The sequence below is a fragment of the Streptomyces sp. NBC_01288 genome, from assembly GCF_035982055.1.
Classification (GTDB): Bacteria; Actinomycetota; Actinomycetes; order Streptomycetales; family Streptomycetaceae; genus Streptomyces.
Genome location: NZ_CP108427.1, coordinates 6,176,492 through 6,196,750 on the forward strand (window position 1 = coordinate 6,176,492; position 20,259 = coordinate 6,196,750).

At 70.1% G+C, this 20,259-nt stretch carries 18 protein-coding genes; 12 read left to right on the forward strand and 6 right to left on the reverse strand.

Going from position 1 to position 20,259, the window contains the following annotated elements; all coding sequences use genetic code 11:
- Window positions 1-7: 7 nt before the first annotated feature.
- Complete coding sequence (locus tag OG194_RS27915; protein WP_442811806.1) at window positions 8-1,108, forward strand: hypothetical protein; 1,101 nt, start codon at window positions 8-10, stop codon at window positions 1,106-1,108.
- The gene (locus OG194_RS27920; protein ID WP_327403540.1) at window positions 1,105-2,439 is read left to right on the forward strand and encodes a hypothetical protein; all 1,335 of its coding nucleotides are present in this window, start codon (window positions 1,105-1,107) and stop codon (window positions 2,437-2,439) included. The genes OG194_RS27915 and OG194_RS27920 overlap by 4 nt, the downstream gene beginning before the upstream one ends.
- Before the next feature lie 1,413 nt (window positions 2,440-3,852).
- Here the strand turns inward: OG194_RS27920 and OG194_RS27925 are convergent.
- Entirely contained in the window at window positions 3,853-5,349 is a 1,497-nt protein-coding gene (locus OG194_RS27925; RefSeq protein ID WP_327403541.1) for an oligopeptide:H+ symporter, read from the reverse strand.
- Between the two features lie 477 nt (window positions 5,350-5,826).
- On the opposite strand from OG194_RS27925, the gene OG194_RS27930 reads away from it, so the two are divergent.
- Together OG194_RS27930 and OG194_RS27935 are read left to right on the forward strand one after the other, a co-directional pair.
- Window positions 5,827-6,504, forward strand: a complete 678-nt coding sequence (locus OG194_RS27930; RefSeq protein ID WP_174447603.1) for a response regulator transcription factor — start codon at window positions 5,827-5,829, stop codon at window positions 6,502-6,504.
- Between the two features lie 138 nt (window positions 6,505-6,642).
- Window positions 6,643-7,920 (forward strand): ATP-binding protein, encoded by a 1,278-nt coding sequence (locus OG194_RS27935; protein WP_327403542.1) that lies wholly within the window; start codon window positions 6,643-6,645, stop codon window positions 7,918-7,920.
- A 22-nt stretch (window positions 7,921-7,942) separates the two neighbouring features.
- Here OG194_RS27935 and OG194_RS27940 read toward each other — a convergent pair whose 3' ends face one another.
- Entirely contained in the window at window positions 7,943-8,485 is a 543-nt protein-coding gene (locus tag OG194_RS27940) for a GtrA family protein (RefSeq protein WP_327403543.1), read from the reverse strand.
- A gap of 163 nt (window positions 8,486-8,648) precedes the next feature.
- Between OG194_RS27940 and OG194_RS27945 the strand changes: the two genes are divergently transcribed.
- The 4 genes from OG194_RS27945 to OG194_RS27960 all read left to right on the forward strand — a co-directional run bounded on the left by OG194_RS27945 (window position 8,649) and on the right by OG194_RS27960 (window position 12,770).
- Window positions 8,649-9,788 carry a 5-(carboxyamino)imidazole ribonucleotide synthase gene (locus OG194_RS27945; RefSeq protein ID WP_327403544.1) on the forward strand — a complete coding sequence of 380 codons (1,140 nt, stop codon included), beginning with the start codon at window positions 8,649-8,651 and terminating at the stop codon, window positions 9,786-9,788.
- Window positions 9,785-10,324: a 5-(carboxyamino)imidazole ribonucleotide mutase gene (purE, locus tag OG194_RS27950; protein WP_327403545.1), complete on the forward strand. Its 540-nt coding sequence runs from the start codon at window positions 9,785-9,787 to the stop codon at window positions 10,322-10,324. Before OG194_RS27945 ends, purE begins: the two co-directional genes overlap by 4 nt.
- A gap of 5 nt (window positions 10,325-10,329) precedes the next feature.
- Window positions 10,330-11,508, forward strand: coding sequence for a dipeptidase (locus tag OG194_RS27955; protein WP_442811638.1), 1,179 nt, complete (start codon window positions 10,330-10,332; stop codon window positions 11,506-11,508).
- A gap of 119 nt (window positions 11,509-11,627) precedes the next feature.
- On the forward strand, window positions 11,628-12,770 hold the full coding sequence (locus OG194_RS27960) for a dipeptidase (RefSeq protein WP_327403547.1): 1,143 nt from the start codon (window positions 11,628-11,630) through the stop codon (window positions 12,768-12,770).
- A 10-nt stretch (window positions 12,771-12,780) separates the two neighbouring features.
- Here the strand turns inward: OG194_RS27960 and OG194_RS27965 are convergent, their stop codons facing one another.
- Entirely contained in the window at window positions 12,781-13,164 is a 384-nt protein-coding gene (locus tag OG194_RS27965; protein ID WP_327403548.1) for a VOC family protein, read from the reverse strand.
- Between the two features lie 52 nt (window positions 13,165-13,216).
- The gene (locus OG194_RS27970) at window positions 13,217-13,594 is read right to left on the reverse strand and encodes a VOC family protein (protein ID WP_327403549.1); all 378 of its coding nucleotides are present in this window, start codon (window positions 13,592-13,594) and stop codon (window positions 13,217-13,219) included.
- Between the two features lie 101 nt (window positions 13,595-13,695).
- Here OG194_RS27970 and OG194_RS27975 point away from each other — a divergent pair, with 101 nt between their 5' ends.
- Window positions 13,696-14,196, forward strand: a complete 501-nt coding sequence (locus OG194_RS27975) for a CGNR zinc finger domain-containing protein (RefSeq protein ID WP_327403550.1) — start codon at window positions 13,696-13,698, stop codon at window positions 14,194-14,196.
- A gap of 509 nt (window positions 14,197-14,705) precedes the next feature.
- Here the strand turns inward: OG194_RS27975 and OG194_RS27980 are convergent.
- A complete protein-coding gene (locus tag OG194_RS27980; RefSeq protein WP_327403551.1) occupies window positions 14,706-16,049 on the reverse strand; it encodes a UDP-glucose dehydrogenase family protein in 1,344 nt (447 codons plus the stop codon).
- A 178-nt stretch (window positions 16,050-16,227) separates the two neighbouring features.
- Here OG194_RS27980 and OG194_RS27985 point away from each other — a divergent pair, with 178 nt between their 5' ends.
- Together OG194_RS27985 and OG194_RS27990 are read left to right on the forward strand one after the other, a co-directional pair.
- A complete protein-coding gene (locus tag OG194_RS27985; RefSeq protein ID WP_266769313.1) occupies window positions 16,228-17,385 on the forward strand; it encodes an acyl-CoA dehydrogenase in 1,158 nt (385 codons plus the stop codon).
- Between the two features lie 70 nt (window positions 17,386-17,455).
- A complete protein-coding gene (locus OG194_RS27990) occupies window positions 17,456-18,268 on the forward strand; it encodes a class I SAM-dependent methyltransferase (protein ID WP_327403552.1) in 813 nt (270 codons plus the stop codon).
- 10 nt (window positions 18,269-18,278) lie between these two features.
- Here the strand turns inward: OG194_RS27990 and OG194_RS27995 are convergent, their stop codons facing one another.
- Window positions 18,279-19,574, reverse strand: coding sequence for an LCP family protein (locus tag OG194_RS27995; protein WP_327403553.1), 1,296 nt, complete (start codon window positions 19,572-19,574; stop codon window positions 18,279-18,281).
- A gap of 120 nt (window positions 19,575-19,694) precedes the next feature.
- Between OG194_RS27995 and OG194_RS28000 the strand changes: the two genes are divergently transcribed.
- Window positions 19,695-20,219 carry an acyl-CoA thioesterase gene (locus tag OG194_RS28000; RefSeq protein ID WP_327403554.1) on the forward strand — a complete coding sequence of 175 codons (525 nt, stop codon included), beginning with the start codon at window positions 19,695-19,697 and terminating at the stop codon, window positions 20,217-20,219.
- Window positions 20,220-20,259: the final 40 nt, after the last annotated feature.

The window sequence follows — 20,259 nt, forward strand, 5'->3', positions numbered from 1 at the left end:
CGGCAAGATGCGGATTCCGGCGCTGGTGGCGGTACTCGCGCTGCTTCTGCTGCCGTTGACGGGGGCGACGTCCGCCGCGGCGGCGGGCGGCCCGAGTGTGAAGCTCTCCAAGTCGCAGGCGGGGACGGGGGGTTCGATCACCGTCTCCGGGAGCGGCTGGCGGCCGCACGCCCTGCTGATGATGCTGATCTGCGGACAGGCGACGCCCGCGCGCGGGGTGATCGGCGGCACCAACTCCTGTGCGAACGCGGACGGCAGAGCCGTGACGACGGACGCCAAGGGCGTCTTCAGCAAGAAGCTGCCGGTGTCCGAACCGCCGGTGCCGTGCCCGTGCGTGGTGCATGTGGCGACGGTGACGGGCGCGAGCGCGTCGGCGGACACGGTCTTCAAGGTGGCCGGACACGCAGTCGAACCACTGCCTGCGGAGCCTTCCACCGGACGATTGTCGGTCCTGTCGGACACCCGGCTGGACGGTTCGAGCGGGCTGCTGACCTGGTTCGGGGCACCACCGTCGCGCACGCTGGTCTTCACCGTGGGCAACGCCGGTTCGTCCCCCGTCAAGAACCCCGTCTTCCAAGTCGGCACCTCCCACGGGGTGTTCGCACCGCAGTGGGACGACCAGCAGTACAGCGGCACGATCGCGCCCGGCGGCAAGGCGGAGATCAAACTCCCCGTCGAACTCTCGGCCGGAGCGCACGGCGACTACACCGTCTCGATGAAGTACGGCGGCCGGGTACTTGCCGAACAACCATGGGGAGTCGGCCGCCCCTGGGGCGTGACCCTGTTCTGGATCCTGGTCTGCGTGGTCGTACCGGCGGCGGTGTTCCGTATCGGGATGGCCGTGGTGGACCGCCTACGGCCACGCAAGGCGGCCCGCAGCATGGGCCCGCCCCGGCACAGGGCCCTGCACATGCCCACCCAAGTCACCCTGCGCATGCCGAAGTTGGGCAAGGCGGCCGCCTCTCAGGAAGCAGTCGCCCCTACGACCTCGACCCTGCCGTGGTTCACCCCGGATTCGGATCCGGGCACGGCGGCCGGTCGACTCTCCGCACCGCACGACGACAGTCCGACGAGTCCGACGACTCCCACCAGGAAGGGACTTACGTGAGCAAGCGAAGGAGAGTCATACCGGTCGGCGGAGGCGGTGTACGGAGAGCGGGCGCGGCCACGTTCGCGCTGGTCCTCGGCGGTGCGGGCCTCGCGCTCGGCCTGACCGCCGGGACCGCGCAGGCCGCCGAGGTGTCCTACGCCACCCACTGCGTGCCGCCCGCCGGCATCGACCCGGTCGACGGCACCACCAAGGTCGAGATCACCGCGCCCGCCACGGCGAAGGTGGGCGACACGGTCGACGTCGTCTGGAAGTTCACCCAGGCCGCGTCCAAGAACCCCGACATCATCGACCTGCCCGCCAACTCGGTCCAGCCGTCCGGGACTCTGAAGGCGGGCGGCGCACAGACCGCCGACATCGCGATGCTGGGCCCGCGCACGAACCCGGCGATTCCCAAGGGCGCGGCGATGACCCTGTCCGACATGAAGGGCACGTTGAAGCTGACGACGGCGGGGCCGGTGACGCTGACACCGGACGCGTACACGGTCAACGCGTTCTCGACGGACACGAAGTGCGCACCGACGGCGACGGTCTCGCCTTCGGCGACGATCAATGTGACGGCGGGGGACGGCAGTTCATCCAGCACGTCACCGACTCCGTCGAACTCGACGTCGGCATCCGCATCGGCATCGGAATCAGCCTCGCCCAGTGATTCGGCATCGGCATCGGCATCGGCGAGCTCCAGTGACGGCACCGGAACCGGCCAGACGGACTTCACCGGCAAGGAGGTCTCCGTCCCGTACGCGTGCAAGACGCCGATCGGTGACAAGAACGCGACCTCGCCGGTGCAGATCAACGCCACGAGGGACGGCGGGAGTTACGACCTCACCGTGAAGTTCAACGGGTCGGTGATGGACAGCCCGGCGGACATCCCGGCGGACTCCGTGAAGCCGTCGATGGAGGTGGTCCTGGGCGGCGCCGACAAGGGCACGGTCCACGTGGAGGGACCGACCAACTCCGCCGCCATCAAGTCCGGCGACCCGATCGAGATCCCGGACCTGACGGGCACATACAAACCGGGCGCGAGCGGTACGTCGACACTGTCCCCCGGCGTCCTGACGGTCAACGCCCTTGGCACGACGACGACTTGCACCCCCACGAAGTCGGAGGTCTCGCTGACCCTGGACACGACGGAACAGGCAAGCGGCGCGTCCGGCGGCTCCTCGACATCGGGCGGTACGTCAACGTCGACATCCACCTCAGGGGGCTTGGCGGAGACGGGCTCGGACAGCCACGGCGGCCTGAAAGCGCTCGGCCTGGTCTCCGGTACGGCGATCCTGCTTGGCGTGGCGGTGTTCACGTTCATGCCGGGACGGAGGCGACTGCGCTGACAAGTACGGGTTGGCCGCCCGCTTCTTGGCCAGTGTCGGGATTGCGGAAGCCGAGTAAAGGGCGCTCCCTGCGGTCGCGTCGGCTGCGCCGATTCCGCTGCGCTCCACCCTTGACTCGCCTCCCGCAATCCCGTTTCAGAAGCGAGCGGGCGGCCCCGAGGGATGGGTGGCCAGGCACGATTCCCGTCGGGTGGGCTGCGTTCTGATCCGGGGCGAGGGAGCGCGCTCGCGCCTCGCCAGCACGCCGCCTCGGCTCAGCGGCCAACGACCGGTGGAGGGTGGGGGTGCTGGAGGCTGTGGGTAAAACTAACCGGTGTGGCATGCCATCACTGGTTAGAAAAGACCCCGGCTTCCAGAGAGGGCGGGGTCGGGGCGAGGTGGCGCGCTGGCGTCTCGCCCGCACGCCGCGTCGGCTCAGCGGCTACAGGTCGGTGGGTGTGGGAAGCCGGGTTCATATCTAACCAGTCAAAGCCGTGAAGGTGGTTAGTTTTACCCACAGCCTCCAGCACCCACCTACTCACCCACCCGGCGTCGGCCGCTGAACCGAGGCGGCGTACCGGCAAGAAGGCAGCGCGCCCCCATGCCCCGTGCCCCCGTGCTCTCTCCACCCCCACCGGCCGACAGCCGCCAAGCCCACCCAGCGTGCTGGCGAGACGCGGCCGCGTCCCCTCGCGCCGGTCCCGGATCTGCCCAAGGCGGCGGTCGCCACCCGTGCTTCCCACTTCACCGGCCGCTAGCCGCTGAGCCAGCCCGGCGTGCAGGCGAGACGCGAACGCGCCCCGTCGCACCGGCCCGGATCAGCCTAAGGCGGCAGTACTCACCGCGCCCTCGCACCCCACCGGCGGGTAGCCGCTGAGCCAGCCCGGCGTGCTGGCGAGATGCGAACGCGCCCCGTCGCACCGGCCCGGATCAGCCCAAGGCGGCAGTACTCACCGCACCCTCGCACCCCACCGGCGGGTAGCCGCTGAGCCGACCCGGCGTGCTGGCGAGGCGCGGCCGCGTCCCCTCGCACCGGCCCGGATCTACCCAGGGGGCAGTCCCCCCCCGCACCCTCCCACCCCACCGGCCGATAGCCGCTAAGCCGGCCCGGCGTGCTGGTGAGACGCGAACGCGTCCCCTCGCACCGGCTTGCTACGCAGTGCAGGTAGGGGCCCGCCCACCTTGGCCACCCGTCCTTCCGGGCCGCTCGCTCGCTTCTGAAACGGGCTGGAGCGGCCCTAGTCAAGGGTGGAGCGGAGCGGAATCGGCGTAGCCGACGCGACCGCAGGGAGCGCCCTTTACTCGGGCCGTGGAAGCACGACACTGGCTGAGAAGCGAGTGGCCCAACGTTCACTGGGAAGTGCCGGGGATGGGAAAGGGCCGCCGTGTCCCGAAGGATTCAGCGGCCCTTTGGCGCGTTGCCGTAGACGACTGTCAGTGGACGTCGCCCATGAGGTGCTTGACCTTCTTGCGGTACATCCAGACCGCTGCGCCCGCGAGGACCGCGAGGGCCGCTTCGAGGGTGACGATGCCTGTCTTGTTGAGGTTGACGCCGGCGATGGAGAGGAGGCCTGTCGTGGCGTCGCCTGCTGTCACCGCCAGGAACCAGACGCCCATCATCTGGGAGGCGTACTTCTCGGGGGCCATCTTCGTGGTGACGGAGAGGCCGACGGGGGAGAGGGTCAGTTCGCCGACCGTCTGGACGAAGTAGATCGCCACGAGCCACATCGCCGCCGCCTTGTGACCGCCGTCGGCGATCGCGAGGGGGGCCAGGAAGAGGAAGAAGGACGCGCCGATCAGGATCAGGCCCATCGCGAACTTGGTCGCCGTGCTCGGCTCCTTGCCGCGGCGGGCCAGGGCCAGCCAGGCCCAGGCGAAGACCGGGGCCAGGGCCATGATGAGGACCGGGTTGACCGACTGGTACCAGGAGATCGGGAAGTTCCAGCCGAAGACGGTGTTCTTCGCGGAGGAGTCGGCGAACAGGGACACCGTCGAGCCGCCCTGGTCGTAGATCATCCAGAAGACCGCCGCGGCGACGAAGAACCAGATGTACGCGGACATCTTCGACTGGTCGGCGCGGTCGAGGTCCTTGTCGCGCTTGATGCGAGCGATGACCAGGACCGGGATGAGCAGGCCGGCGACGGTGATCGGGACCAGCAGCCAGTTCAGGGTGTAGTGGCCGGAGAAGCCGACGATCGCGTAGAAGACGACCGCGACCGCCGCCCAGAACGCCGACTTGCGCAGGGTGGCCGCCTTCTCCTCGGCGGACAGCGGCGTGGGGACGATGTCCGAGCGGGAGCTGAGGTGACGCGTGCCGAGCAGGTACTGGGCGAGGCCGATGGCCATGCCGACCGCGGCGAGCGCGAAGCCGAGGTGCCAGTTGTAGTTCTCGCCGACGGTACCGATGGCCAGCGGCGCGGCGAACGCGCCGATGTTGATGCCGATGTAGAAGAGCGTGAAGCCGCCGTCACGGCGCGGGTCGTCCGGGCCCTCGTAGAGGTGGCCGACCATCGTGGAGATGTTGGCCTTGAGGAGCCCCGAGCCGATCGCCACCAGGCCCAGGCCCGCGAAGAACGTGCCCGAGGACGGGAGGGCCAGGGTGAGGTGGCCGAGCATGATGATCACGCCGGCGACAGCGACCGTCTTGCGGGGGCCGAGGACCCGGTCCGCGAACCAGCCGCCGGGGAGGGCGAGCAGGTACACGAGCGACAGGTACACCGAGTAGATCGCGGTCGCGGTGGCCGCGCTCATGTGCAGGCCGCCCGGTGCCACCAGGTACAGCGGGAGGAGGGCCTTCATGCCGTAGTAGGAGAATCGCTCCCACATCTCGGTCATGAAGAGAGTGGCCAGTCCGCGGGGGTGGCCGAAGAAGGTCGTCTCGGAACCGGGGGTGCCCGGAGTCACCGAGTCCTTCGTCAGGCTGGACGCCATGGTCGTTCCTTGCTGGTTCGGGACGCGCTTGCAGTGGGGGTCCCCCCTCTGGGGGAGGTCGCGCGCCCGGTGGGGGGCGGCCGGCACCGGCGGGATCGGCACGTCCGTCCCCACGCCCTCGGGGAGTCCGCCCCGGGGCACCCGGCCACAGGTCATTCCTTTCAAGGCTGGCGACAGCCAGCCCGCACACAAAAGAGACCTTCAGCTATAAACGCTCGCCAAAGGTCCCCGGTGTTGCTACAGGCGTTCAGGTCACCATACGGCAGGACACCGCCGGAAATGGAAGGACTTGAGACATCGATCACAGGGATAAGTGGAACCGTGGTCGATCTTTCGAAGGTGGATACAAGGATCGCATCCCACAGGCACAGGTTCGGACCAGATTCTTCACCGCTGAGAATCCGACTTGCCCCAAGGTAAGAATCACTCGTGGCGATCACACCCCGACCGCTGTCCGAGGCGGACTACCATCACCTCATGACCCGTGTACTGCTCGCCGAGGACGACGCGTCCATCTCGGAGCCGCTGGCCCGCGCTTTGCGACGGGAAGGTTACGAGGTCGAGGTGCGCGAGGACGGACCGACAGCGCTCGACGCCGGCATCCAGGGCGGCATCGACCTGTGTGTCCTGGACCTGGGCCTGCCCGGCATGGACGGCCTGGAAGTGGCCCGCCGACTGCGCGCCGAGGGCCACACCGTCCCCATCCTCATCCTGACCGCGCGCGCCGACGAGGTGGACACAGTCGTCGGCCTCGACGCGGGCGCCGACGACTACGTCACCAAACCCTTCCGGCTCGCCGAACTGCTCGCCCGCGTCCGGGCCCTGCTCCGGCGCGGCGCGGCCGAGCCCGCGCAGCCGCCCGCCACGCACGGCGTCCGTATCGACGTCGAGTCCCACCGTGCGTGGATGGGCGACGAGGAACTCCAGCTCACCGCGAAGGAGTTCGACCTGCTGCGGGTGCTTGTGCGGGACGCCGGGCGGGTGGTGACCCGTGACCAGTTGATGCGCGAGGTGTGGGACACGACGTGGTGGTCGTCGACCAAGACCCTCGACATGCACATCTCCTGGCTGCGGAAGAAGCTCGGTGACGATGCGGCCAACCCTCGGTACATCGCGACGGTGCGGGGTGTGGGTTTCCGGTTCGAGAAGAGCTAGGTCGGTTTACGCGCGTCATCGCCATGGTGGCTTGGGTGGGTGCGCGGGTGCTGGCTGCGTATGGCTGGTCGCGCAGTTCCCCGCGCCCCTGAAGCGCCCCTAAAGGGGCGCTGACGTCACCCTTTCTCGGAGAGTCCCGTGCGTCGTCGTCTTATTCAGTCCACCCTCGCCGTGGTGCTCGTGGTCATCGCCGTCTTCGGTGTGTCTCTTGTCATCGTGGAGACGCGGACCATCAGCAACAGCGCCCAGGAACGCGTGGATTCCGAGGCGCTCCGGCTGGCCAGCATCGTGGACAGCCGGATCCTCGGGGCGGAGATCGTCGACTCCGAGGTGCTGCGCACGCAGGTCACGGAGGACCGTTACGCCGTGATCCGCATCCCGGGCGACCCGGTGATCGAGGTGGGTACCAAGCCGGCCGGTGACGTCATCCGCTCCACCGCCAAGGGCGAGGAGGGCGAGACGGTCACCGTGGAGGAGCCCCGCTCGACCGTCACCCGTGAGGTCGGGCGGACGCTGCTCATCATCGGCGCCGTCGCCCTGCTCGCCGTGGTCGCCGCCGTACTGCTCGCCGTACGCCAGGCCAACCGCCTCGCCTCGCCGCTCACCGACCTCGCGGAGACCGCCGAACGGCTCGGTTCCGGTGACCCGCGGCCCCGGCACAAGCGGTACAGCGTGCCCGAGCTGGACCGGGTCGCCGACGTCCTCGACTCCTCCGCCGAGCGCATCGCCCGCATGCTCACCGCCGAGCGACGGCTGGCTGCCGATGCTTCACACCAGCTGCGTACGCCGCTGACCGCGCTGTCCATGCGGCTGGAGGAGATCACCCTCACCGACGACCCGGACACGGTGAAGGAGGAGGCGACGATCGCGCTGACGCAGGTCGAGCGGCTCACAGATGTCGTGGAGCGGCTGCTGACGAACGCGCGTGACCCCCGTACCGGTTCCGCCGTCTCCTTCGACCTCGACGAGGTCATCCAGCAGCAGCTCGCCGAGTGGCGCCCCGCCTACCGCAGCGAGGGGCGCGCGATCGTCAGCTCGGGCAAGCGGCATCTCCAGGCCGTCGGCACCCCGGGCGCCGTCGCGCAGGTGCTGGCCGCGCTGATCGAGAACTCCCTGATGCACGGCGGCGGCACGGTCGCCCTGCGCACCCGCGTCACCGGCAACCAGGCCGTCGTAGAAGTCACGGATGAGGGGCCCGGCGTTCCCACGGACCTCGGTGCTCGCATCTTCGAGCGGACGATCAGCGGTCGTAACTCCACCGGGATCGGGCTCGCGGTCGCCCGGGACCTCGCGGAGGCGGACGGCGGGCGGCTGGAGATGTTGCAGGCGCAGCCGCCGGTGTTCGGGCTGTTCCTGTCGCGTACGCCGCCGACCAAGCGGGTGCCGGTGGACGACGACGAGCCCACGGTCCGCTAGGGACCGGAGGGAGCGGGCGGGTTCAGCTCACGTGCTGCTTGGGGCGGGGGAGCGGCTCGCGCTGGGGCTCGATGAGGGGGGTATCCGCCTTCGCGACGGGTTCCCCGGCCTCATCCTCGTCCTCGCCGTCGTCCTCCGCCGGGAGCGCCTTGAACACCCAGCTGCGGTACGACCAGAAGCGGAACAGCGTCGCGATGCCGATGCCGAGCACCTTGAAGACGTTGCGTTGCAGCGAGCTGTCCCAGCCGAAGCCGTAGATCGCCGCGAACAGGATGCCGTTCTCGATCACCAGGCCGACCAGGCTGAACGCCAGGAACAGGCTCAGTTCCTTGGTGCGGGCGCTCTTGTCGCGGTCACGGTAGGTGAAGTACCGGAAGCCTACGTAGTTGCACGCGATGGCGACGATCGTCGCGATCACGTTGGCACGCACGGCCTGCAGGCTGGTCAGATGCCACAGCAGATTCGAGACCGCGAAGTTCACCACGGTGCCCACCACGCCCACCGCGCCGAACTTGGCGACCTCGCGGGCGAGCCGTTTGAAAGGCCCTTCGGAACCAGGCTCCATGGTTGTGCAGGCCCCCGTCTTCTCGGATTCTCGACCCAGCCATGCTAACCACCGCTTTCCCCCGGCGCCCGTGAAGCCGCTCACAGGTCGGGAAGAGACCCGGAAAAGAACGGTAAGAGATACGGAAATCAGGCCGCCCCGGCGTGACCGATACCCTGGGGGAGTGACGTTCCCGGTAGTCGGCATGGTCGGCGGGGGGCAGCTCGCTCGTATGACACACGAGGCGGGCATCCCGCTCGGCATCAAATTCAAGCTCCTCAGTGACACCCCTCAGGATTCCGCGGCGCAGGTCGTCGGCGATGTCGTCATCGGCGACTACCGCGACCTCGACACGCTGCGTGACTTCGCGCGGGGCTGCGACGTGATCACCTTCGATCACGAACACGTACCCACCGAGCATCTGCGTGCCCTGGAGGCGGACGGCATCCCCGTGCGCCCCGGCCCGGACGCGCTCGTGCACGCCCAGGACAAGGGTGTGATGCGCGCGAAGCTCGTCGAGATCGGCGTGCCGTGCCCGCGGCACCGGCTAGTCAGCGACCCGGCGGACGTCGTCGCGTTCGCGGCGGAGGGCGACGGCTTCCCCGTCGTCCTCAAGACCGTCCGCGGCGGCTACGACGGCAAGGGCGTGTGGGTCGTCGACTCCCCGGAGGAGGCCGCCGACCCGTTCCGCGCCGGCGTCCCCGTCCTCGCCGAGGAGAAGGTCGACTTCGTGCGGGAGCTGGCGGCGAACGTCGTACGCTCCCCGCACGGCCAGGCCGTCGCCTACCCGGTCGTCGAGTCCCAGCAGGTCAACGGGGTCTGCGACACGGTCATCGCGCCCGCCCCCGATCTGGAGGAGTCCCTCGCGCTCCACGCCGAGGAGATGGCGCTGCGCATCGCCAAGGAACTCGGAGTCGTCGGCCACCTCGCCGTCGAACTGTTCCAGACCCGCGACGGTCGCATCCTCGTCAACGAACTCGCCATGCGCCCGCACAACTCCGGTCACTGGACCCAGGACGGCGCGATCACCAGCCAGTTCGCGAACCACGTCCGCGCGGTCCTCGACCTCCCGCTGGGCGATCCGCGCGCACGGGCCCCCTGGACCGTGATGTGTAACGTTCTCGGCGGCGACTACCCGGACATGTACTCCGCGTACCTGCACTGCATGGCCCGGGACCCCCAGCTGAAGATCCACATGTACGGCAAGGACGTGAAGCCCGGCCGCAAGGTGGGCCACGTCAACACCTACGGCGACGACCTGGACGACGTCCTGGACCGCGCCCGCCACGCAGCCGGCTATCTGAGAGGCACGATCACCGAATGAGCTCCGTCGCAGGACCCGTCGTAGGAATCGTCATGGGGTCGGACTCCGACTGGTCCGTCATGGAGGGTGCCGCGAAGGCCCTCGACGAGTTCGAGATCGCGTACGAGGTCGACGTCCTCTCCGCGCACCGCATGCCCCGCGAGATGATCACGTACGGGGAGCGGGCCGACGGCCGCGGTCTCAAGGTGATCGTCGCGGGTGCGGGCGGCGCCGCCCACCTCCCGGGCATGCTCGCCTCGGTGACGCCGCTGCCGGTGATCGGCGTCCCCGTGCCGCTGAAGTACCTGGACGGCATGGACTCGTTGCTGTCCATCGTGCAGATGCCGGCCGGTGTCCCCGTCGCCACCGTCTCGGTCGCCGGAGCGCGCAACGCGGGGCTGCTCGCCGCCCGCATCCTGGCCACGCACGACGACGAACTCCTCGTCCGTATGCGGGAGTTCCAGCAGGAGCTGAACGACCAGGCCACCGAGAAGGGCAAGCGGCTGCGGGCCAAGGTCGAGGGCGCGAGCGGCAGCGGCTTCGGCTTCGGGAAGTGACGGCGATGACGTCACTGGACCAAGCCCGGGAGATACTCCGCGAGTTCCCGGTCGTCGACGGGCACAACGACCTGCCCTGGGCGCTGCGCAACCAGGTCACCTACGACCTCGACGCCCGCGACATCGCCGTAGCGCAGAACGCGCACCTGCACACCGACATCCCGCGCCTGCGTGAGGGCGGCGTCGGTGCGCAGTACTGGTCGGTGTACGTGCGCTCGGACCTGCCCGACCCGGTGTCGATGACGCTCGAACAGATCGACTGCGTACGGCAGTTGCTCGCCCGTTACCCGCAGGACCTGGCGCCCGCGCTGACCGCCGCGGACATGGAGTCGGCGCGCGGGGAGGGCCGTATCGCCTCGTTGATGGGGGCGGAGGGCGGGCACTCGATCGCCAACTCCCTCGGCACGCTGCGGGGGTTGTACGCGCTCGGCGTCCGCTACATGACGCTCACCCACAACGACAACGTGGCGTGGGCGGACTCGGCGACGGACGAGCCGGGGGTCGGCGGACTGTCGGCGTTCGGGCGTGAGGTCGTGCGGGAGATGAACCGCGAGGGCATGCTCGTCGACCTCTCGCACGTGGCGGCGACGACGATGCGCGACGCGCTGGACACCTCGACGGCCCCGGTGATCTTCTCCCACTCGTCGTCACGGGCCGTCTGTGACCACCCGCGCAACATCCCCGACGACGTGCTGGAGCGACTGCCCGGCAACGGCGGCATGGCGATGGTGACGTTCGTACCGAAGTTCGTGCTCCAGGCCGCCGTCGACTGGACCGCCGCGGCCGACGACAACATGCGCGCGCACGGGCTGCACCACCTGGAGACCACCGAAGAGGCGATGAAGGTGCACCACGCCTTCGAGGAGCTCCACCCGCGCCCGATCGCGACCGTCTCCACGGTCGCCGACCACCTCGACCACATGCGCGAGGTCGCCGGCGTCGACCACCTCGGCATCGGCGGCGACTACGACGGCACGGCCTTCACCCCCGACGGCCTGAACGACGTGTCCGGCTACCCGAACCTCATCGCGGAACTGCTCGACCGCGGCTGGTCCAAGGCCGACCTCGCCAAGCTGACCTGGAAGAACGCGGTACGGGTGCTGGGCGCGGCCGAGGACGTCGCGCGCGGGACCCGGGCGACGCGGGGGCCGTCGAACGCGACGATCGAGTCGCTGGACGGCTGACCGGCGCGGCGCGGGAGCGCCCACTCCCGCGCCGTACCCCGAACGCCCCGCCCACCGGGTGGCCCCCTCGCGGGCGTGCGACGGTGACCGTACTGCCGTAACGACGTACGGAGCCCGCCATGGCCGACCTCCAGGACCAACTGCACGCGCCGACCGAGGTCGGCGAGCTCGACGACTTGGTCCACGAGCCCTTCCCCGCCGGGGTCTTCCCGCCGGACACCGCGGAACCGTACGACCCCGTCTCCGACCCGGCCGCCGCCCCGCTGGAGCGCGCGCACGCCATCCTCGCCGCGCACCCGGTCGCGGACGGCTACAGCGGGCTGCCGTGGGCGCTGCGGCATCTGCCGTGGTTTGACCTGGAGCTGGGGGAGAGTTCCGTGGACACCGATGTGCCGCGGCTGCGCGAGGGGCATGTCGGCGCGCTGTTCTGGTCGCTGCACCTGCCCGAGGGCCTCGCCGGGGACCGGGCGGTCGGCGCCACCCTGGAGCAGCTGGATCTGGTCAACACGGTGGTCCGCGCCCACCCCGAGGGCCTGCGTCTGGCGTACACCGCCGGCGAGACCACCGACGTGCGCCACTGCGGCCGTATCGCCGTGCTGCTCGGCCCCGCCGGAGCCGCCGCGCTCGGCGACTCCCTGGGCATCCTGCGCTCCCTGCACGCGCTGGGTCTACGGGTCCTCACGCTGTCCGGGGTGTCCTGGGCGAGCGAGGCCGGGCTGACCCGGTTCGGCGAGGAGGTCGTGCGCGAGATGAACCGGCTCGGCGTGCTCGCCGACCTCTCCGGCGCCTCCGACGGCACGATCCGCCGCACGCTCGCGGTCTCGAAGGCACCGGTGCTGTTCACCCGCTCCGCCGCCCGCACGCTGCGCCCGCACCCGGCGAACCTCTCCGACGAACTCCTCGCCGCGGTCGGCGCCGCCAAGGGCCTGTGCATGGTGCCGCTCACGGCCGAGCAGACCGGGCCGTCCGTCCGGGACGTCGCCGACCACCTCGACCACGTCCACGAGGTCGCGGGCCGCGAGTGCGTCGCGCTGTCCGGCACGTACGACGCCGGTACGGCCCATCCGCAGGACCTCGCCGACGCCTCCTGCTACCCGAACCTCATCGCCGAGCTCCTCCACCGCGGCTGGTCCGAGCCCGACCTCGCCCTGCTCAGCTGGGGCAACGTCCAACGCGCCCTGCGCAGCGCCGACTTCACGGCCCGCGCCGCCCAGCAGCGCCGCGAGCCGTCGACGGCGAAGATCGCCGAGCTGGACGGGTAGCGCTCAGGACCTACGGGTGGTCGATCCGGCAGAGGCAGAACGGATGCCCTGCCGGATCGGCGTACACCCGGAAGTTCTCCTTGTCCTCCTGGTGCAACGGCCGCGCGCCGAGCGCCAGCGCCTTCGCCTCCGCGACCTCCAGTTCCTCCCAGGTCGGCCCGGAGTCGAAGTCGAGATGCAACTGCTGCGGCCGGTCCGCGCGCGGCCACTGGGGCGGGGTGTAGTCCGTCACCCGCTGGAAGGCGAGCCGCGGCCCGTCCGGGATGTCGAGTACGACCCACTCGTCGTGGGCGACATGGGGTGTGCCGCCGAGAATCCCGGCGTAGAACTCGGCGAGCGCGAGCGGGTCGGGGCAGTCGAGCACGGTGGAACGGAAACGTGCCACGGCGGTCATGGTGAACTCCCTGGTGTCGGCTGTGTCGGCTGTGTCGGCTGTGTCGGCGGTCTCAGCAGGCGCAGAGACAGAACGGGTGCCCCGCCGGGTCGGCGTACACACGCCACGCGCGCGAATGATCGTCGGTGTCCAGCGGCGTCGCGCCCAACGCCAGGACGTCCTTCTCGGCGGCGTCCAGGTCCGTGACGGTCAGGTCGAGATGGAACTGCTGCGAGCCGGCGGGCGCGGGCCACTCCGGCGGTACGTGCCCGGGGGCCTCCTGGAACGCCAGCGTCCGCCCGCCCGGCAGCTTCAGGTCCACCCAGCCGCCGCCGTCCTCGTCCTCGACGGTGCCGCCCAGGATCCCGGCGTAGAAGGCGGCGAGCGCGCGCGGATCGGGACAGTCCAGGACTACGGCACCCAGCTCGGCGATGGGGGTGGGGTCGGTCATGACGGACTCCTTTGGGTTACCCATAGATACTGTAAGGCGGTAACGGTTACTGCATGCTCCCGCATTGGGGGTAACGTCGCAAGCATGAAGCGGTCGCAGCCATGAGTGAACGAGGTCCCGCACCCGGCGACCTGGCCCTGATCGAGGCCCTGGTGAACACGCTGGACATCGAGGCGGGCGCCGACGCGCTCGACACGGAGGCCGGCCGGACCCCCTTCGGACTCACCGCACACCAGGTCCCGCACGCCCGTGAACTCCGCGAGTCCCTGCGCGCCACGCTGCTGGCCCACGCGGGCCACCCCGCGCACCAGGACGTGACCCCGCTCGGTGAACTCCTCGCACGGGCCCCGCTGTTGATCGAACTCGACGCCCACGACGGCTCCGCCCGCCTCACCCCCGCCGACGCGGACCCCCTGCTCTCCCGCGTGGCAGCCGCGATCGCCGGGTCCCTCGTCGCGGGCACCTGGCCCCGACTCAAAGCCTGCGAGGCCCCGACCTGCCACTGGGCGTACTACGACCGCAGCCCGGCCGGCCGGGGCCGCTGGTGCTCGATGGCGGTCTGCGGTTCGCGCGCGAAGATGCGCCGCTACCGCGCCAAGTAGCCCTCACGGAAGGCGACTTGAGCGGTCCCGACGCCCAGCACAGTCCAGTGGTGCAGAATGCAGCCAGACGCCGGTCCGGCCGACTGAGCCTCGGCCGGACCGGCGTCGTCCGCCAAGCCGCCGCTCACGCGTGCGTCATCCGGTAGGGCGGCTCACCGCAGGAGACGCTCACCGATCGAGCCTCTGCTGGACCGGGGCTGTCCGCCCACCCGCGCGCTATGCGCTGGGACGCTCACCCACTGAGCCGCAGGCGCACCGGTGTAGTCCATCTACCTGTGCGTGATGCGATGGGTCGGACCATCAAAACCCGGCCGGACCGGCGTCGTCCGCTCAGCCCCCCGCTCAGGCGTGCGCCATGCGGTAGGGCGGCTCGCCGCGTGAGCGTCGGGCAGACCGGTGTCCTCCGTGCGCCCGCCCACGTGAGATGCGGCGGGATGGCTCACCGGCCGAGCCTCGGCCCGGCCGGCGGCATCCGCTCAGCCGTCGCTCAGCCGCCGCTCACCCGACCGTCACGCGGTAGGCCGCCCCATCGCCCGGAACGTCCACCCCGCCTTGCGCCACAGCGCCGGGTCGAGGGCGTTGCGCCCGTCCAGGACCACGCGGGCGCGTACGGCCTCGCCGAGCGTCGCCGGGTCCAGCTCGCGGAACTCGCGCCACTCCGTCAGGTGCAGGACGATGTCGGCGCCGCGTACGGCCTCCACGGCGGTGTCGGCGTAGCCCAGGGTCGGGAACAGCCGTAGGGCGTTGGGCATGCCCTTCGGGTCGTACACGGTGACCTGGCCGCCTTGGAGGTGGATCTGGCCGGCGACGTTCAGGGCGGGGGAGTCGCGCACGTCGTCCGAGTCCGGCTTGAAGGTCGCGCCGAGGACGGCGACGCGCTTGCCGAGGAAGGAGCCGCCGCCGAGCGCCTCGCGGGTCATCTCGACCATCTGGCCGCGGCGGCGCATGTTGATGGAGTCGATCTCGCGGAGGAAGGTCAGCGCCTGGTCGGCGCCCAGTTCGCCGGCGCGGGCCATGAACGCCCGGATGTCCTTCGGGAGGCAGCCGCCGCCGAAGCCGATCCCGGCCCGCAGGAACTTCTTCCCGATCCGCTCGTCGTGCCCGATCGCCTCCGCCAGCTTCACGACATCGCCGTCCGCGGCCTCGCAGACCTCGGCCATCGCGTTGATGAAGGAGATCTTCGTGGCGAGGAAGGAGTTCGCGGCCGTCTTCACCAGCTCGGCGGTCGGGAAGTCGGTCACCACGAACGGCGACCCGGCCGCGATCGGCTTGGCGTACACCTCGCGCAGCAGCTTCTCGGCCCGCTCGCTGCGGACGCCGACCACGACCCGGTCCGGGTGCAGCGTGTCCTGGACGGCGAAGCCCTCGCGCAGGAACTCCGGGTTCCAGGCCAGCTCGGCGTCCGCACCGACGGGCGCGTGCGCGGCGAGGTAGGCGGCCAGGCGGTCCGCCGAACCCACCGGCACCGTGGACTTGCCGACGACCAGCGCGGGGCGCGTGAGGTGCGGGGCGAGCAGCTCGAAGGCCCGGTCGACGTACGACATGTCGCAGGCGTACTCGCCGTGCTTCTGCGGGGTGTTCGTGCACATGAAGTGGACGTTGCCGAACTCCGCGACCTCGGCCCAGTCCATGGTGAAGCGCAGCCGCCCGGTGGAGCCCTCGATCCCGGCGACGTGCTTGCGCAGCAGCTCCTCAAGCCCCGGTTCGTACATCGGGACCTCACCCCGTTGGAGCATCTCGATCTTCTCGGGGACGACGTCCAGACCCAGCACCTCGTAGCCCAGTTCGGCCATGGCCGCGGCGTGCGTGGCGCCCAGGTAGCCGGTGCCGATCACGGTGATCTTGAGGGCCATGAGTGCTCCAGAAGGGGTACGGGGGCGATGCGCGCCCGAGCATAACCGGCGCTCTCACCGGGCACCTTTCCCCCTGTCGCCAAGCTCACGTATCCCTCCCGTGGGCGGGCCCCTAAAATTTGGGTTACTTAACGGTAATTAGCACTGTGATCACAGCGTCCTTGGAGCGTGAGAGATCTTGGCCGGATCGGCTGATTTCGACCTGTACCGCCCGTCGGAGGAGCACGACATGCTCCGCGACGCGATCCGTTCACTGGCCGAGGCGAAGATCGCGCCGTACGCCGCAGCGGTGGACGAGGAGTCACGCTTCCCGCAGGAGGCCCTCGACGCCCTCGTCGCGAACGACCTGCACGCCGTCCACGTGCCCGAGGAGTACGGCGGCACCGGCGCCGACGCGCTGGCCACCGTCATCGTGATCGAGGAGGTGGCCCGCGTCTGCGCGTCCTCCTCCCTCATCCCCGCGGTGAACAAGCTGGGCTCGCTCCCGGTGATCCTCTCGGGTTCCGAGGACCTGAAGAAGCGGTACATGACCCCGCTCGCCAAGGGCGACGCGATGTTCTCGTACGCCCTCTCCGAGCCGGACGCGGGCTCGGACGCGGCCGGCATGAAGACGAAGGCGGTCCGCGACGGCGACCACTACGTCCTCAACGGCGTGAAGCGCTGGATCACCAACGCGGGCGTCTCCGAGTACTACACGGTGATGGCGGTGACGGACCCCGAGAAGCGCAGCAAGGGCATCAGCGCCTTCGTCGTCGAGAAGTCGGACGAGGGCGTCTCCTTCGGCGCCCCGGAGAAGAAGCTCGGCATCAAGGGCTCCCCGACCCGCGAGGTCTACCTCGACAACGTCCGCATCCCGGCCGACCGCATGATCGGCGCCGAGGGCACCGGCTTCGCCACCGCGATGAAGACCCTGGACCACACCCGCATCACCATCGCGGCCCAGGCCCTCGGCATCGCCCAGGGCGCCCTCGACTACGCCAAGGGCTACGTCAAGGAGCGCAAGCAGTTCGGCAAGCCGATCGCCGACTTCCAGGGCATCCAGTTCATGCTCGCCGACATGGCCATGAAGATCGAGGCCGCCCGCGCCCTCACCTACCAGGCCGCGGCGGCATCGGAGCGAGGCGACAAGAACCTCACCTTCCAGGGTGCCGCCGCCAAGTGCTTCGCCTCGGACGTCGCGATGGAGGTCACGGTCGACGCGGTCCAACTCCTCGGCGGCTACGGCTACACCCGCGACTACCCGGTCGAGCGCATGATGCGCGACGCCAAGATCACCCAGATCTACGAGGGCACGAACCAGGTCCAGCGCATCGTGATGGCGCGCAACCTGCCGTAAGGAACGACGAACAGCGGCGAGGGCACCCCTGGTGGGTGCCCTCGCCGTTTCGTCAGGCATGCTGCGGCCCATGACTGACTCGACCCAAGCCTTCGACACTGCCGAACGCACCATGTGGGCCGGCCGAGCCCACGCCTACGCGGCGAGCTTCGCGCGGCTCTGCGCGCACCCGGTGGAGCGGCTGCTGGACGCCGCCGAGATCGAGACCGGGACGTACGTCCTCGACGCCGGCACCGGGACCGGTACGGCGGCCCTGGCCGCGCTGGAGCGGGGCGCGCGGGTGTGTGCCGTGGACGCCGACGCCGGGATGGTGGCCGCCGCGCGGGCCGCGGGCGTCGAGGCGGAGGTCGCCCTCCTGCCCGAACTGCCCTACCCCGACGGCGAGTTCGAGGCAGTCGTAGCCAACTTCGTCGTCAATCACGTGGGCCGCCCGCGTGCTGCCCTCGCTGAACTGCGGCGCGTGCTGAAGCCGGGCGGACGGGTCGCGCTGACCTCGTGGGGCGCGCGGCGCGGTGCCGGGCAGGAACTGTTCGGGCGGGCCTTCGCGGCGGCGGGGGCCGTGGTGCCGGACGATCTGCGGCGACTCGATCCCGCGGAGGACTTCGCGCGTACGGCGGACGCGTTCGCGGAGCTGCTCCGCGAGGCCGGCTTCACCGACGCCCGGGCCGCCGAGCTGGAGTGGGACCACCGCACCACCGTCGGCGAGTGGTGGGGCGGGCCCGCCGCCGGTGTCGCCACCGCCGGGCTCATCGTCACCTCGCAGGACGAGGGGACGGTCGTACGGATCAGGCGGGAGTACGAGCGGCTGGCCGGCGAATTCGCCGTAGGGGGACATGAGTTGGCCCTGCCGCACATCGCCGTGCTGGCGTGCGGCAGGGCCTGAGCCTCGGGCCTCAGTTACCCGCGACCGTGACCTTCTGGTCGTTGTTCAGCTCGTTCACCAGCGTCTTCACCTTCGCCTTGTCCCAGACGAGGTTGCCGCCGGTGGAGCCCGAGATCGGCATGTTCATCGAGGTGCCGTCGCCGCCGCTGACGCCCTTCATCGCCCAGAACATGGACGCCAGGTCCCAGAGCGACATGTCCTTGTCGACGCTCAGCGAGTCCAGGCCCGCGCCCAGCGTCGGGTAGAGCTTGAAGGGGTTCAGCAGGGTGCCCGGGGTCGCCACCTGGTGGGCCAGGGCCGAGAGGAACTTCTGCTGATTCTTCGTGCGCTGGAGATCGGAGGCGGCGAACGCGTGCCGGGTACGGACGAAGGCCAGCGCCTCCTCGCCGTTCAGCGTCTGCTTGCCGGCCTTGAAGTCGGCGCCCGAGTACGAGTCCTTGAAGCCCTTGTCGATGTCGATGGTGACCCCGCCGACCGCGTCCACGATGTCCGCGAAGCCGTTGAAGCCGATCTCGACGTAGTGGTCGATGTGCAGGCCCATGTTGTACTCGACCGTGCGGACGAGCAGCGTCGGCCCGTCCTCCGCGTACGCCGCGTTGAGCTTCTCCTGCCGACCCGTGTTCTGGTACGTCTTGCCGGAGCTGGATCCCACGTACGACGGGATCGTGACGTTCGAGTCACGCGGCAGCGAGACCAGGGTGTCACCGCTGTCGCCCACGTGCAGGATCATCATCGAGTCCGTGCGCTTGCCCGCGGCGGAACCGGTGTGCAGCTTCTTCTTCTCGGCCGCGGACAGCCCCTCGCGGCTGTCGGAACCGACGATCAGGTAGTTCGTGCCGTCGCCCGCCTCCGGCCGGTCGATCACCTTCGACAGGTCGACGTCGCGGTTCAGCTTGGAGTCGGCCCAGAAGTAGGTCGCCACGGAAGTCACGACCAGCACGGTGACCAGGGTGATCGCGCCCCACTTGATACGACGCCGCCAGTTCGGCGCGCGGCGCGGACCACGCCCGCCGTCCGGCCCCTGCGGTCCGCCCGGCCCGCCACCGCCGTAGACCTGGCCGGTGTTGTAGCCGTCGTGCCCGTTGTTGTCGTAGCCGCCCTGGCCGTAGCCGTTCTGGCCCTCGTCATAGCCCTGGCCGCCCGTGTACGACGGCTGCGGCGGGACTCCGGCGCCGTACGGCGGGGCCTGCGGGCCGCGTCGTACCTGGCGCATCACACGTGCGCTCTCCGGCTGTGCGTTCGCGCTACCGCGTCCGTACTCGTTGCCGCGGTTGCCGCCGGACGATCCCTCGGGCCAATCGTTCATGGGGCCCAGTGTGCAGGTTGCGACCTGGTCCATTACAAGGGTCGTAGGAAAATCAGGGCACTGCTGTTGCGAAGCCAACACAAAGTCCGCAGATGTCCACCCCGGCATAGGGTGGCGTCCATGACAGACCTGCCGGGCAAGCCGACGTCCGCCTCCCGGACCACCCTCAGCCACATCATGACGAACGCCGACACGAACCTGCTGGGCACGGTGCACGGCGGGGTCATCATGAAGCTGGTCGACGACGCGGCGGGCGCCGTCGCCGGGCGGCACAGCGGCGGGCCGGCCGTGACCGCGTCGATGGACGAGATGGCGTTCCTGGAACCGGTCCGCGTCGGCGACCTCGTCCATGTGAAGGCCCAGGTCAACTGGACCGGGCGGAGCTCCATGGAGGTCGGCGTGCGGGTCTTGGCCGAGCGGTGGAACGAGTCGACCCCGGCCACCCAGGTCGGCTCCGCGTATCTCGTCTTCGCCGCCGTCGACGCCGACGGCAAGCCCCGCGCGGTACCGCCGGTCCTCCCGGAGACCGAGCGCGACGAGCGCCGCTACCAGGAGGCCCAGATCCGCCGCACCCACCGCCTGGCCCGCCGCCGCGCCATCATGGAACTGCGCGAGAAGCGGGCGGCGGAGGGCCTCGACGACTGAGGCGGGGGTGGGGGGACCTACCCTCCTGGGAAAAGTGTTA